The organism is Chitinolyticbacter albus (assembly GCF_024437655.1).
GTDB lineage: Bacteria > Pseudomonadota > Gammaproteobacteria > Burkholderiales > Chitinibacteraceae > Chitinolyticbacter > Chitinolyticbacter albus.
In genome coordinates this window covers 49,989-63,245 of the sequence record NZ_JANBVF010000006.1, presented here as the reverse complement: position 1 = coordinate 63,245, position 13,257 = coordinate 49,989, and the positions used below count along the sequence as shown (strand labels likewise).

The following is a 13,257-nucleotide window of genomic DNA, read 5'->3' as shown; positions in this document are numbered from 1 at the left end:
CGGTGGCCGCATGGGTTAGACGGTGCGCGGCGCCACTGGCAGGGCGCGTCGCGACTAGGCTTGTGCGCCAGCCGAGCCGTCTCAGTCGGCTGGGCGCCTTGCAGCTATTGGCGCTGCTGGAACGCCGGCCGTTTGCCTATCGTCACCGGCACCGTCAGCGGCTTGCCATCGCGATAGAGCTGCAGCGCCACCTGCTGATTGGGCTTGAGCCCGGCGATCAGGTTCAGCAACGCCTCGGTGTTGCTGACCGGCTGGTTGTTGATTGTGAGCACGATGTCGCCAGGCCGCACTCCGGCGAGGTCGGCCGGGCTATTGCGGACCACGCCGGCCACCAGCGCGCCGCTGGCTTCCTTCAGCTTGAAGGAGGTGGCGAGCTCCGCGGTGACGTCCTGCGGCTCCACGCCCAGCCAGCCGCGCACCACACTGCCGTCCTTGATGATCGCTTCCATCACCTGCTTCACGGAGCTGGCCGGAATGGCGAAACCAATGCCCAGCGAGCCGCCGGTACGCGAATAGATCGCCGTGTTGATGCCGAGCAGATTGCCTTGCGTGTCGATCAGCGCGCCGCCGGAGTTACCCGGATTGATGGCGGCGTCGGTCTGGATGAAGTTCTCGAAGGTGTTGATGCCCAGCTGGGTGCGCTTGGTGGCCGAGACGATGCCCATGGTTACGGTCTGCCCGACCCCGAACGGATTGCCAATGGCGAGCACCACGTCGCCGATCTGGGTCTGGCTGTCATCGGCGAAGGCGATGGCGGGCAGCTGGTCGAGCTCGATCCGGATCACTGCCAGATCGGTTTCCGGGTCGGTGCCGATGAGACGCGCCTGCGCGGTGCGCCCGTCGGCCAACGCCACCTGGATCTCGTCGGCCGATTCGACCACATGGTTGTTGGTGACGATGTAGCCATCCTTGGACACCAGGACGCCGGAGCCGAGGCTGGAGGCGCGCTGCGTGTCGTCGCCCTCCAGGCCATCGCCGAAGAAGCGGCGGAACACCGGATCGTCGAGCAGCGGATGGCGCTGACGCACTTCCTTGGCGGTATAGATGTTGACTACCGCCGGCATGGCACGCTGCGCCGCATTGCGGTACGACGCTGCCGCACTGGATGGCGCGCTGGCGGTCTTGCCAGCCTCTTCAACGGTGACGAGCTGTTGCGTGGAAGCAGTTCGCGGCAGCCATTGCGGCTGAAGCAGCGTGATCAGGAACCAAGCGGCGAGGCCGATGGTCGTGGTTTGTGCGAAAATCAGCCAGAGTTTTTTCATAGACCGTGGGATGAAATGGCCGTACCAAGAGCGCAACTCATCGATTATATCGGACAACTGCTAGAGCCTGAGCGCTGGCGCGATTATTGCCCGAACGGTCTGCAGGTCGAGGGGCGTGCCGAGGTGAGCAAGCTGGCCACCGCGGTCACCGCCAGTCTGGATGCGATTGATGCCGCGATCGCGGCTGGCGCCGACACGCTGCTGGTCCATCACGGATATTTCTGGAAGGGCGAGGCCGCGCCCGTGGTGGGCACCAAGCGGCAGCGCATCGCGCGGCTATTGGCGCACGATATCAACCTGCTGGCCTACCACTTGCCGCTCGATGCCCACCCCACGCTTGGCAACAACGCGGAACTCGCGCGCGTGCTGGGCCTCGTTGCCACCGCGCGCTGCGGCGAGCAGGACATGGTCTGGCTGGGCGAGGCGCCCGGCGCGCCCTTGCTGGCCGCGCTGGGCGCGCGTATCTCCGAGGCGCTGGGGCGCGAGCCGCTGGTCATCGGGGATGCGGGTAAGCCCGTGCGGCGCGTGGCCTGGTGTACCGGCGGCGCGCAGAGTTATTTCCATGAACTGGCCGCGCGCGGCGGTATCGACTGCTTCATCACCGGCGAAGCGTCGGAGTTCGTCACCCATCTTGCCCGCGAGTCGGGCATCGCCTTTATCGCCGCGGGCCACCACGCGACCGAGCGCTACGGCGTGCGTGCGCTCGGCGAGCACCTTGCCAGCCAGCTGGCACTGGAAGTCGTTCACCTGGAGTGTGAAAACCCCGTATGACCCCGAGCAACAAGCTACTGCTGGCCCTATTCGTGGCCTGCACCGTGTCTGCGTGCAGCTTGCTGCAGCCTCAGCAGGACCCCATCCCTGATCCGTCGATCAATTTGCCGACGCCGACGCCCGTGCCGACTCAGGACGAGGTACTGCCGGAGATTGAGCTCAAGCGCATGAAGAATGCGCCGTCCGCGGTATTGCAAGGCCGCACCGTGCAGGACGTGATGATCGATATCGAGAAATATCGCTTGTCGCGCGGCATGAAGGTGGTGACCAAGACCCGCAATCGCATCGAGTTCACCGCGCCGGTCGCACGGGCCAAGCGGCCCACCCAGGCCAGGGTGCGCTATACCCTGCAATCGGTGAAGGGTGGGGTGAAGGTGGCGGCGCGCGCCTACCAGATCAGCTATCCAGGCACGGCCAAGGAAAAGGTGGCCGACATCACTTCCGCCGTTTCCGAGCGCCTGCTGCAGGAATTTGCGCGCTACAAGGTGGCGGGAACCTGGAACTGAAAAACATCGAGAGAGGGCGCTGCTTTCAGTTCCCGCTACGCTCGGTTAGAATTCGGCGGTTTATAAGCCAGAACTTCCACAATCAGGGACTGGATAATGAGTGAGCAGCAGGTTGATAACAACAAGCGGCGCTTCCTGCTCGTCGCGGCCAGCGGCGCAGGCGCCGTGGCCGTGGCTGGCATTGCGACCCCTTTCATTGCAAGTTTCCTCCCATCCGAGCGGGCCAAGGCCGCCGGTGCGCCGGTCGAGGTCGACATCAGCAAGCTTGAGCCGGGCGAGAAGATCAACGTCGAATGGCGCGGCAAGCCGGTCTGGGTGGTGAAGCGTACCCCGGACATGGTCGCCAGCCTTGCCAAGAACACGCCCAAGCTGGTCGATCCCGCGTCCGACGGCAGCGTGCAGCCCGAGTATTGCAAGAACGAAGGCCGTTCGCGCAAGCCGGATATCTGGGTGGCCGAGGGCGTCTGTACCCACTTGGGCTGTTCGCCGACGTTCCGGCCCGATCTTGCGCCTGCGGATCTGGGGCCCGAATGGCTGGGCGGCTTCTATTGCCCCTGTCATGGCTCGAAGTTCGATCTGGCCGGCCGCGTCTTCTCGGGAGTGCCGGCGCCGACCAATCTGGTGATCCCGCCGTACAAATTCTTCGGCAACGGCGATTCCATGCTGCTCGTCGGCGCAGACCAGTAAGGGGTAGAGCATGAGCAAACTAGAACAAACCGCTCAAAAGGCGCTGGGTTGGGTCGATGACCGCTTCCCGCTGACGTCGACCTGGAAGGCGCACGTTTCCGAGTACTACGCGCCGAAAAACTTCAATTTCTGGTACTTCTTCGGCTCGCTGGCCATGCTGGTGCTGGTGATCCAGATCGTCACCGGCATCTTCCTGACGATGAACTACAAGCCGGATGGCAACCTGATCCCCGGCACCAATGTCTCGACGGCCTTCATGTCGGTCGAGTACATCATGCGTGACGTGGCGGGCGGCTGGATCATCCGCTACATGCACTCCACCGGCGCGTCGATGTTCTTCGTCGTGGTCTACCTGCACATGTTCCGCGGCCTGATCTACGGCTCGTACCAGAAGCCGCGCGAGCTGATCTGGGTCTTCGGCACGCTGATCTTCCTGTGCCTGATGGCCGAAGCGTTCCTCGGTTACCTGCTGCCTTGGGGCCAGATGTCGTTCTGGGGCGCGGCGGTGATCGTGAACCTGTTCAGCTCGATCCCGGTGATCGGTCCGGACCTGTCCGAACTGATCCGCGGCGATTTCGTCGTGTCCGATGTCACGTTGAACCGCTTCTTTGCGCTGCACGTGATCGCCGTGCCGCTGGTGCTGCTGGCGCTGGTCGTCGCTCACCTGGTGGCGCTGCACGAAGTCGGGTCCAACAACCCGGATGGCGTCGAGATCAAGAAGCTCAAGGATCCGAAGACCGGTATTCCGCTCGACGGCATCCCCTTCCACCCGTACTACACGGTCAAGGACATCTTCGGCGTTGCCGTGTTCCTGGTGGTGTTCTCGCTGATCGTGTTCTTCCTGCCGGAAATGGGTGGCTACTTCCTTGAGCACCCCAACTTCGACCCTGCCGATCCGTTGAAGACACCAGCCCACATTGCGCCGGTGTGGTACTTCACGCCGTTCTACGCCATCCTGCGCGCGGTTCCGTCGTTCCTCGGCACCCAGGTCTGGGGCGTATTGGCGATGGGCGCCGCCGTGGTGCTGATTGCCTTCCTGCCGTGGCTGGATCGCAGCCCGGTGAAGTCGATCCGCTATCGAAGCCCGATCTTCAAGTGGGTGCTGGTCGCCTTTGTCACTGCCTTCATCGGTCTGGGCATCCTCGGTGCGCTGCCGTCGACCAATACCCGGACCATCGTGGCGCAGATCCTGTCGGTGGTCTATTTCGCCTTCTTCCTGGGCATGCCGTGGTACAGCAAGCTGGGTACGCCCAAGGCGGTACCCGAGCGTGTGACCGACACCAACCTGGGCCGTCAGGTGCGCTTTGTGGCGCTGTTTGCCCTGACCATCGTGCTGGCGACGACGTTCGCCATGGTGATTTAAGGGAGCCGCCATGAAACAAAACATGAAGAAATGGCTGTCCGTACTGCTGCTGGCCGCAGCGCCGCTGGTGGCGCATGCGTCCGAAGCCGGCGTGCATCTGGATCGTGCTCCGGTCAATCTGCGCGATGCCGAATCGCTGCAGCGCGGCGCTCAGACCTTCGCCAACTACTGCCTGTCCTGTCATGGTGCGGCGGCGATGCGCTACAACCGGCTGCAGGATCTGGGCCTGACGGAAGCGCAGATCCAGGCGAACCTGATGTTCGCCAGCGAAAAGGTCGGCGAACCAATGCGGGTGGCGATGCAGGCGGCCGACGGCAAGGCCTGGTTCGGTGCCACCCCGCCCGATCTGTCGCTGATCGCCCGTTCGCGCGGCGCGGATTGGCTCTACACCTATCTGCGCACCTTTTATCGCGACGAGTCGCGCCCGACCGGCTGGAACAACCTGGTGTTCCCGAGCGTCGGCATGCCGCACGTGCTGTGGGAGCTGCAGGGCCAGCAGGTGCCGGTGATCAAGACGGTGAAGAACCACGAGACCGGCAAGGAAGAGCACCATATATCGCTCAAGCTCGAAAAGCCGGGCCTTCTGACCCGCGTGGCCGAGAATGGCAGCTTTGACCAGGCCGACTACGACAAGCGCGTGGGCGATCTCGTCAACTATCTGGTCTACTTGGGCGAGCCGGCCAAGGTGAAGCGCGAGCAGATCGGCTATGCCGTGCTGTTGTTCCTGTTGTTCATCCTGGTGCCGATCAGCTACTTCCTGAAGAAGGAATACTGGCGCGACATCCACTGAGTTGCACCAGCATGAAAAAGGCGCCGCAAGGCGCCTTTTTCATTGGATTTCTACGCTCGATTGAATGGCGAAATTCCATTTAATAACAGTCGCTTATGCACGTTTTCTGGATTCGGCATGGCCCCGACTGGTAAAATCGCCGTTTCACCGAAATCGTCCTCCGGAGAATCCGCCCCATGATGAAGCTTTATTCCGGCACCTCCTGCCCGTTCAGCCACCGTTGCCGCATCGTGTTGTTCGAGAAGGGCATGGACTTCGAAATCATCGACGTCGACGTGCATAGCAAGCCGGAAGACCTCGCCGTGATGAACCCGTACAACGAAGTGCCGGTACTGGTCGAGCGCGAGCTCACGCTGTATGAGTCGAACATCATCAACGAATACATCGACGAGCGCTTCCCGCACCCGCAGCTGATGCCGGCCGACCCGGTGATGCGTGCCCGTACCCGGTTGATGCTGTTCAATTTCGAGCGCGAGCTGTTCGTCCATGTGAAGACGCTGGAAGACGGCGCCGCCACCAAGAAGGCACTGGAAGGCGCCCGTGTCGCCATCCGTGACAGCCTGACCCAGATCGCGCCGATCTTCGCCAAGCAGAAGTACATGCTGGGCGAGGAGTTCTCGATGCTCGACGTGGCCATCGCACCACTGCTGTGGCGTTTTGACCACTATGGAATCGAAGTCACCAAGGCGCTGGCGCCGGTGATGAAGTATGGTGAGCGCCTGTTCAGCCGCCAGGCCTTCATCGATTCGCTCACCCCGAACGAAAAGGCAATGCGCAAGTAATCGCGGGCGAGGGTCAGGGCGCGATGCCTTGGCCCCTCGATCTTGCCCACCCTGCAGGAGAAGCCACCCATGCAATCCGCTTCGACCAAGCCCTATCTGATCCGCGCCATCCATGAATGGTGCTCGGACCACGGCTTCACGCCCTATCTGGTCGTTGCCGTGCGCGGCAAGCTCCAGGTGCCGATGGAGTACGTGAAGAACGGCGAAATCGTGCTCAACATCAGCTACAACGCCACGCGCAACCTCACGCTGGGCAACGATTACGTCAGCTTCTCCGCCCGCTTCAACGGCGTGTCGCGCGAGATCGTGATTCCGGTGGGTGCGGTAGTATCGATTTTTTCGCGCGAGAACGGCGAGGGCATGGGCTTCGAGTACGAGGGTGTGCCCGAGGATGCGGCCGAAACGCCGACCGATTCGCCGCGTGCCGAGGACGGCGACGGCCCGGACGACGAACCGCCGCGCCCCTCCGGCGGCCGTCCGCAACTGCGTGTGGTGAAGTAAGCCTCACTGCCTACAAAAATCCCGCTCTTGAGCGGGATTTTTGTAGGGCATCGCTAGGATCAGCCCTTTTTCTGCATCACGGCGGCGAAGAAGCCGTCGGTGCCGTGCTGGCGTGGATCGAGTTGCAGCAGAGGGCCATCGAGCGGGATGTCGATCTTGTCGCGCGCCAGCAATTCACGCGCATCCAACAGCTCGAACTCGGGATGCGCGGCGAGGAAGGCGTCGACGATAGCCTGATTTTCGATCTGCAACACGCTGCAGGTGGCGTAGACGAGGCGCCCGCCGGTTTTGACGAGGCGAGCGGCGGAAGCGAGGATGCTGCCCTGCTTGGCGTTCAACTCGGCCACGCTCTGCGCGGACTGGCGATACTTCAGATCCGGATTGCGGCGCAGCGTGCCCAGACCCGAGCACGGCGCGTCGACCAGCACCGCGTCCATCTTGCCGGCCAGCCGCTTCACCTTCTGGTCGTGCTCGCTTGCCAGAAGTTGCGGCTGCACGTTGGACAGCCCCGAGCGCGCCAGGCGTGGCTTGAGGTTGGCCAGGCGTTTTTCGGAGATATCGAAGGCGTAGAGCCGGCCGGTGTTCTGCATCATTGCGCCGATGGCCAGCGTCTTGCCGCCGGCGCCGGCGCAGAAGTCCGCAACCATCTGGCCGCGCTTGGCGCCGGTGAGCAGCGCCAACAGCTGGCTGCCTTCGTCCTGCACCTCGATGCTGCCGTCAAGGAACAGCGGGTGCTTGTTGAGCGCCGGCTTGCCGGCAAGGCGCAGCCCCCAGGGGGAATACGGTGTTGCCTCGGTCTTGAAGTCGCCCTCGCTCAGCGCACCCAATACCGCATCGCGCTTGGCCTTGAGCAGGTTGACGCGCAGATCGAGCGGTGCAGCGCTCAGCATGGCCGTGCCCAGCGCGATGACATCGTCCTCGCTACGCCCTTCGGCCTGCAGCGCTTCGACTACCCACAGCGGTAGGCCCGCGCGCACGTTCAATGGCGCGGTGCTCCAGTCGGTGGCTTTCCATTGCTTGGCGCGTTCGAGCTGCTCTTCGTTGAAGATGGTCGCGAGTTCTTTCAGATTGCGCTTCTCGACGGCCGAGAGGTAGCACAGCAGCCACATGCGCGGGCCGGCATAGGCTCCGGCCACCCATTCGAGCTTGGGCAGCGCGCGCAGCAGGCCGAACACCGTTTCGGCGATGGCGGCGCGATCGCGCGCACCGAGCTTCTTCTGTTCGCGAAACAAGCGCGACAGGCAGACATCGGCCGGCTGGGTGAAGGGCAGCACCTGTTCGAGCGCGTCGAGGATGGCGTGGTATTGGGTCGTGGTGATCATGTGTTGCTCTGGTTAGGGCCGGCGTTCCTGCGCGCCAAGGGCCGGTTGTAGCACGGTCTCGCCGTCGATGGTGATCCGGCCGGCAACGATATCGTAGCTGCTGCCGTCCTTACCCATCTTGGCTTGCAGGCGTATCGGCAGGTTGTGCCACTTGGGCGCCAGCCAGAAATCGAATTCTCTATCCTCGTAGCGTCCTTGCAGCAGCAATACGTCGACCTGTTGGTCGCCCACCTGCAGCGTACTTTCGCCTGCGAGGGTGAAATGGACATCGGGATAACGCTTGCGGCCATTGAACAGCGAGAAGGTGCTGTCTGCGAGGCCGCGCATCGCCAGGTGGAAGGCCGCGGAAAAGAGATCCTGATCGCCCGGCGATAGCGGCTCGATCTTGAGTTTGCCCTTGTCGTTCAGCGTAGCGCTGCCGCTGGCCCAGTTAAATTGCGCCTGGCTGCGCAATTCGCCGTTGCGCAGGTCGGTGAATTCCAGCGGGCGCACGCCGTCCGCGGTGATTTCGCCACGGCTGGAGAGTTCGCGCTTGTTGCCTGGAAGCGAGCCGCGCAGCTTCACCTCGTACTGACCGTGCTCGACGTGCCAGGTCAGCCGTGCCGGGATCGGCCCCCAGAAATAGACGATTTCGGCGTTGCGTGGAAAGCCTGGCTTGCCGCCCTGAGGCGCGGACGAAGCCGGAGCGGGGGTCGGGCTGGGGGCTGGCGTTGGCTGCAGGGTCGGCGTGGCCACGGCCGAGGCCGTCGCGGCCGGTGGATTGGGTGGCGGCGTTGCAGCGGCTTGCGGCGTTGGCGTCATCACGGTCGCGGCTACGGGCTGTGTGGGGTGCGGCACGGCCTGGGCGGCTTGCGGCGTGGCTGGCGCGTTTGCCGGGGCCACGGCGGGCGCAGCAGGCGGCAGGCCCAGCGCGACCTGCAGCGTATCGACGGGGGTAACACCCTGCAGTTCGGGTGGAAGCAGCAGGCTGGAGATATCCGTCTGCGCCAGTTTCTGTTTGGGTGGGCGCAGTGGTGTACTCGAGTGCAGCTGCGTGGTTTCGGCGAGCAGGTACAGCGTGTCGCCGCTCAGGCCGAACAGATGCAGTAGCAGCGAGAGCCCGAATGCACCGAACAGGATGCGCCGCCGTTTCAGCCAGACTGGCCAGCGCATTGGCGTTTATTGCGGCGGCAGCACGCGCACGCGCCCGCCATCGATACGCAAGCGGCCTTGCGCGAACAGGCGCACTGCCATCGGGTAGAGCCGGTGCTCTTCCTTCAGCACCCGGGCGGCGAGGTCGTCCGCCGTATCGTCTTCCAGTACCGGCACGGTGGCCTGGGCGATGATGGGGCCATGGTCGAGCTCGGCGGTGACGAAATGCACGGTGCAGCCGGCGAATTTCACGCCCTCGGCAATGGCGCGCTCGTGCGTGTGCAGGCCGGTGAACGCCGGCAGCAGCGAGGGGTGGATGTTGATCAGCCGGTTCTCGTAATGCGTGACGAAACCGGCGGTGAGGATGCGCATGAAACCGGCGAGCACCACCAGATCGGGCGCGTAGCCGTCGATCAAGGCGGCCAGCGCGGTATCGAAGGCCTCGCGACCATCGAACTGCTTGTGATCGAGCACGGCGGTGGCGATGCCACGCTCGGCAGCCCAGGCGAGCCCCGCCGCGTCGGCGCGGTTACTGACCACCGCGGCGATGCGTGCTTCGGGGACGGCAGCGTCGACGATGGCCTGCATATTGCTGCCGCGGCCGGAAATCAGGATGACGATGTTTTTCATGGGAAACCGGGAAGGGAGAAGAGGGAAGGGAGCAGGGTGAAAACCGGGTCCGGTTTTGCGCTTCCCCCTTCTTCCTTCCCTCTTGCCTTGGGAGTTAGACGATCTGCGTCTGGTGTTCGTCGCCGTTACGGGGGCGGATGGCCCCCAGGCGGTAGACGGTTTCTCCTTCGGCGGCTAGCAGCGCGCTGGCGCGTTCGGCATCGTCGGCGGCGATGATCACCACCATGCCGACGCCGCAATTGAAGGTGCGGTGCATTTCATCGGTGGCGACATTGCCTTCCTGCTGCAGCCACTGGAACAGCTTGGGGAAGGTCCAGCTCTTGCCGTCGATCTGGGCGACCACGTTGTCGGGCAGCACGCGCGGCACGTTCTCGGTGATGCCGCCACCGGTGATATGGGCCATGCCTTTCACCGTCAGCGTTTCGATCAGCTTCAACAGCGGCTTCACGTAGATGCGGGTCGGCGCCATCACCACGTCGGCGAGCGAACGATCGCCGTCGAACTTGGCCGCGTAGTCGGCATCGGTGAGATGCAGGATTTTGCGCACCAGCGAGTAGCCGTTCGAATGCGCGCCATTGGACGCGAGGCCCAGTACCACGTCGCCCGGCTTGATGTCGGCGCCGGTGATGACCTTGGATTTTTCCACCACGCCGACGGCAAAGCCGGCGAGATCGTATTCACCGGGCGGGTACATGCCGGGCATCTCGGCGGTTTCGCCACCGATCAGTGCAGCACCCGACAATTCACAGCCGTGAGCGATGCCGCGGATCACTTCGGTGGCGGTGTCCACGTCGAGCTTGCCGCAAGCGAAGTAGTCGAGGAAGAACAGCGGCTCCGCACCCTGCACCAGGATGTCGTTTACGCTCATCGCGACCAGATCCTGCCCCACCGTATCATGGCGGTTCAACTCGAACGCGAGCTTGAGCTTGGTGCCAACGCCATCGGTACCCGAGACCAGCACCGGCTCTTTGAACTTCTTGGAGATTTCGATCAAGCCGCCGAAGCCGCCGATGCCCGAGAGGACTTCCGGGCGCATGGTGCGCTTGGCAAAGGGCTTGATGTTCTCGACAAGCTGGTCACCCGCGTCGATGTCGACGCCGGCATCGCGGTAGCTCAGGCTGGGGGTGGTCATGAAGGCCTCGTGAAGATGCGGGGGCCCGGCGTTGCCGTGCGTGACGCAGGCTTTGCCGCTAGAATGGGCCCGGTTTTGCTAGAAAGCGCAACAGTTTACCGTATCCCGCCATGAAACGCCTGATCGCCCGTCGCATGTCGCGCCACCAACTGGTGGGTCGAGCATGAGCCAGCAAATGGTGCTGGACCTGCAGTTGCCGGCGGTGCCGAGCTTCGAGGGCTATGTCGCCGGCGATAATGCCGAGCCCTTGTTCATGCTCGGCGAATGGGTGGCCGGTGCCGACGATATCCGCTTTCTCTATCTATGGGGAGAGGCAGGGGTCGGCAAGTCCTATCTGCTCGACGCCACCGCCGCGCGGCTGGAGGTCGCGGTCATCGCTCCGCCCGCGCCCTTGCCAACGTCGCTGCCACACGACGCCGTGCTCATTGTCGATGGGGTCGACGCGCTCGACCCCGACGAGCAGATCCGCCTGTTCGATCACTACAACACGCTGCGCGAAGGCACGGGGCGATTGCTGGCCACCGGCAGCAAGCCGCCGATGCTGCTCGGCCTGCGCGATGACCTGACCACGCGGCTGGGCTGGGGCCTCGTCTACCAGTTGCGCGCGCTGTCGGATGGCGACAAGGCGGCCGCCTTGCGTCGCCGTGCATTCGGCCTGGGTTTCGAGCTCTCCGACGAAGTCGCCGATTACCTGCTGCGCCACGCCGTGCGCGATCTGCCCAGCCTCAATGCCTTGCTCGAGCGCGTGAACATCGAAGCGCTGTCGCAGCGCCGCGCGGTAACGGTGCCGCTGGTGCGCGAGGTGTTGCTGTCGGAACGGTCGCTTTAGCAACAGAGCACCCGCTTCACGGCGCCTTCGCCTTGTCCACCCGTCGCGCTTGCAGCGGGCCGCCGGCTGCGCAGATACAAAGCGGGCTGGGCAGCAGGTATGCTTACACAGCGCCGGACGGCGCGTTCATGGATAGTCCCGATGCAAACAGACGAAATCGTCCAGTGGTTCCGCCAGGCCGCTCCCTATATCCACGCATTCCGTGGGCGCACCTTCGTGATCGCGCTCGGCGGCGAAGTGGTGCGCGACGGGCGTTTTGTCACGCTGACGCACGACATCAACCTGTTGACCAGCCTGGGGGTACGCCTCGTCATCGTCCATGGTGCGCGGCCCCAGATCGAGGTGCGCATGGCCGAGCGCGGACTGGACGTGCGCTACCACAAAGGTTTGCGCGTCACTGACGCTGAAACGCTGGAGTGCGTGATTCAGGCCGTGGGCCAGGTCAGGGTCGAGATCGAATCGCTGCTGTCGATGGGCCTGGCCAACTCGCCGATGGCCAACGCCGATATCCGCGTCTCCGCCGGCAACTTCATCACCGCGCAGCCCATGGGCGTGCGCGACGGCATCGACCTGATGTACACCGGCGAAGTACGCAAGGTCGATACCACGGCCATCAACTACCGGCTCGACGACGGCGAGATGGTGCTGCTGTCCACGCTTGGTTACTCGCCGACCGGTGAGGTGTTCAACCTGCCACTGGAAGACGTGGCGACCAGTGCGGCGATCGCGCTCAAGGCGGACAAGCTGTTATTCCTCTCGGAGCACGACGGCGTGTTCGATGCCGATGGCGAGCTGATGACCGAGATGACGGCGCTCGAGGCCGAGCAGTTGTTGGCTGCATGCAACAACCAGCCCGAGGATATGCGGCTCTATCTGCCGTGCGCGATTCGGGCGGTTCGGCAGGGCGTATTGCGGGCGCATCTCGTCAGCCACCATGTCGACGGCGGCCTGTTGATGGAGCTCTTTACCCGCGACGGGATCGGCACCATGATCTCGCGCGAATCACTGGAAACGCTGCGCCAGGCCACGATCGACGACGTCGGCGGCCTGCTGGCGCTGATCGAGCCGCTGGAAGAGCAGGGGGTGCTGGTCAAGCGCGGGCGCGAGCTGATCGAGCGCGAAATCCACCGTTATTCCATCCTGGAACACGATGGCAAGATCATCGGCTGCGTCGCCATCCACCCCTTCCCCGACAGCAAGATGGCCGAGCTCGCCTGTCTCGTGATCGATCCTGATTACCGCGATGCCGATCGTGGCGCTACGCTGTTGCGTCATGTGGAACAGCAGGCGCGTACACTGGGCATGGCCCAGTTGTTCGCCTTGACGACGCGCACCAGCCACTGGTTTGTCGAGCGCGGTTTTGCGCAAGGGTCGGTCGACGAGCTGCCGATGGAGAAAAAGCAGCTATACAACTATCAACGGCGTTCCAAGGTGTTCATCAAGACGTTACGGCGCTGAGTGCGGTAGTCTCGATGTAGCCGGCCACGGGCGCGTGCAACGATAGATGGCGGGATCGCCGCGCGTTGCCGACCCGGGGCGATTGATCGGCAG

General features: G+C 63.8%; 14 protein-coding genes. 9 read left to right on the top strand and 5 right to left on the bottom strand.

What is annotated here, in order from left to right; all coding sequences use genetic code 11:
• Nucleotides 1-104: 104 nt before the first annotated feature.
• Nucleotides 105-1,262: a Do family serine endopeptidase gene (locus NLI84_RS04845; protein WP_255988562.1), complete on the bottom strand. Its 1,158-nt coding sequence runs from the start codon at nucleotides 1,260-1,262 to the stop codon at nucleotides 105-107.
• Nucleotides 1,263-1,277: 15 nt separating this feature from the next.
• Here NLI84_RS04845 and NLI84_RS04840 point away from each other — a divergent pair, with 15 nt between their 5' ends.
• From NLI84_RS04840 to NLI84_RS04810, 7 genes are all read left to right on the top strand, one after another.
• Complete coding sequence (locus tag NLI84_RS04840) at nucleotides 1,278-2,033, top strand: Nif3-like dinuclear metal center hexameric protein (RefSeq protein WP_255988561.1); 756 nt, start codon at nucleotides 1,278-1,280, stop codon at nucleotides 2,031-2,033.
• Entirely contained in the window at nucleotides 2,030-2,539 is a 510-nt protein-coding gene (locus tag NLI84_RS04835; RefSeq protein ID WP_255988560.1) for a hypothetical protein, read from the top strand. The genes NLI84_RS04840 and NLI84_RS04835 overlap by 4 nt, the downstream gene beginning before the upstream one ends.
• A 96-nt stretch (nucleotides 2,540-2,635) precedes the next feature.
• Nucleotides 2,636-3,226: a ubiquinol-cytochrome c reductase iron-sulfur subunit gene (gene petA, locus NLI84_RS04830; protein ID WP_255988559.1), complete on the top strand. Its 591-nt coding sequence runs from the start codon at nucleotides 2,636-2,638 to the stop codon at nucleotides 3,224-3,226.
• 10 nt (nucleotides 3,227-3,236) lie between these two features.
• A complete protein-coding gene (locus tag NLI84_RS04825) occupies nucleotides 3,237-4,589 on the top strand; it encodes a cytochrome b (RefSeq protein WP_255988557.1) in 1,353 nt (450 codons plus the stop codon).
• A gap of 10 nt (nucleotides 4,590-4,599) precedes the next feature.
• Nucleotides 4,600-5,379 (top strand): cytochrome c1, encoded by a 780-nt coding sequence (locus NLI84_RS04820; RefSeq protein ID WP_255988556.1) that lies wholly within the window; start codon nucleotides 4,600-4,602, stop codon nucleotides 5,377-5,379.
• A 176-nt stretch (nucleotides 5,380-5,555) separates the two neighbouring features.
• Nucleotides 5,556-6,161: a glutathione S-transferase N-terminal domain-containing protein gene (locus NLI84_RS04815; protein ID WP_148717189.1), complete on the top strand. Its 606-nt coding sequence runs from the start codon at nucleotides 5,556-5,558 to the stop codon at nucleotides 6,159-6,161.
• A gap of 69 nt (nucleotides 6,162-6,230) precedes the next feature.
• Nucleotides 6,231-6,662 carry a ClpXP protease specificity-enhancing factor gene (locus NLI84_RS04810; protein WP_255988552.1) on the top strand — a complete coding sequence of 144 codons (432 nt, stop codon included), beginning with the start codon at nucleotides 6,231-6,233 and terminating at the stop codon, nucleotides 6,660-6,662.
• A gap of 59 nt (nucleotides 6,663-6,721) precedes the next feature.
• Here NLI84_RS04810 and NLI84_RS04805 read toward each other — a convergent pair whose 3' ends face one another.
• The 4 genes from NLI84_RS04805 to purM form a co-directional block, all read right to left on the bottom strand.
• Nucleotides 6,722-7,984, bottom strand: a complete 1,263-nt coding sequence (locus NLI84_RS04805; RefSeq protein WP_255988551.1) for an RsmB/NOP family class I SAM-dependent RNA methyltransferase — start codon at nucleotides 7,982-7,984, stop codon at nucleotides 6,722-6,724.
• Between the two features lie 12 nt (nucleotides 7,985-7,996).
• The gene (locus NLI84_RS04800; protein ID WP_255988550.1) at nucleotides 7,997-9,136 is read right to left on the bottom strand and encodes a DUF3108 domain-containing protein; all 1,140 of its coding nucleotides are present in this window, start codon (nucleotides 9,134-9,136) and stop codon (nucleotides 7,997-7,999) included.
• Nucleotides 9,137-9,142: 6 nt separating this feature from the next.
• The gene (gene purN, locus NLI84_RS04795; protein ID WP_255988549.1) at nucleotides 9,143-9,745 is read right to left on the bottom strand and encodes a phosphoribosylglycinamide formyltransferase; all 603 of its coding nucleotides are present in this window, start codon (nucleotides 9,743-9,745) and stop codon (nucleotides 9,143-9,145) included.
• Nucleotides 9,746-9,839: 94 nt separating this feature from the next.
• On the bottom strand, nucleotides 9,840-10,877 hold the full coding sequence (purM, locus tag NLI84_RS04790; RefSeq protein ID WP_255988548.1) for a phosphoribosylformylglycinamidine cyclo-ligase: 1,038 nt from the start codon (nucleotides 10,875-10,877) through the stop codon (nucleotides 9,840-9,842).
• 163 nt (nucleotides 10,878-11,040) lie between these two features.
• Between purM and hda the strand changes: the two genes are divergently transcribed.
• The gene (hda, locus tag NLI84_RS04785; RefSeq protein ID WP_255988547.1) at nucleotides 11,041-11,706 is read left to right on the top strand and encodes a DnaA regulatory inactivator Hda; all 666 of its coding nucleotides are present in this window, start codon (nucleotides 11,041-11,043) and stop codon (nucleotides 11,704-11,706) included.
• 141 nt (nucleotides 11,707-11,847) lie between these two features.
• Nucleotides 11,848-13,164, top strand: a complete 1,317-nt coding sequence (gene argA, locus NLI84_RS04780; protein WP_255988546.1) for an amino-acid N-acetyltransferase — start codon at nucleotides 11,848-11,850, stop codon at nucleotides 13,162-13,164.
• Nucleotides 13,165-13,257: the final 93 nt, after the last annotated feature.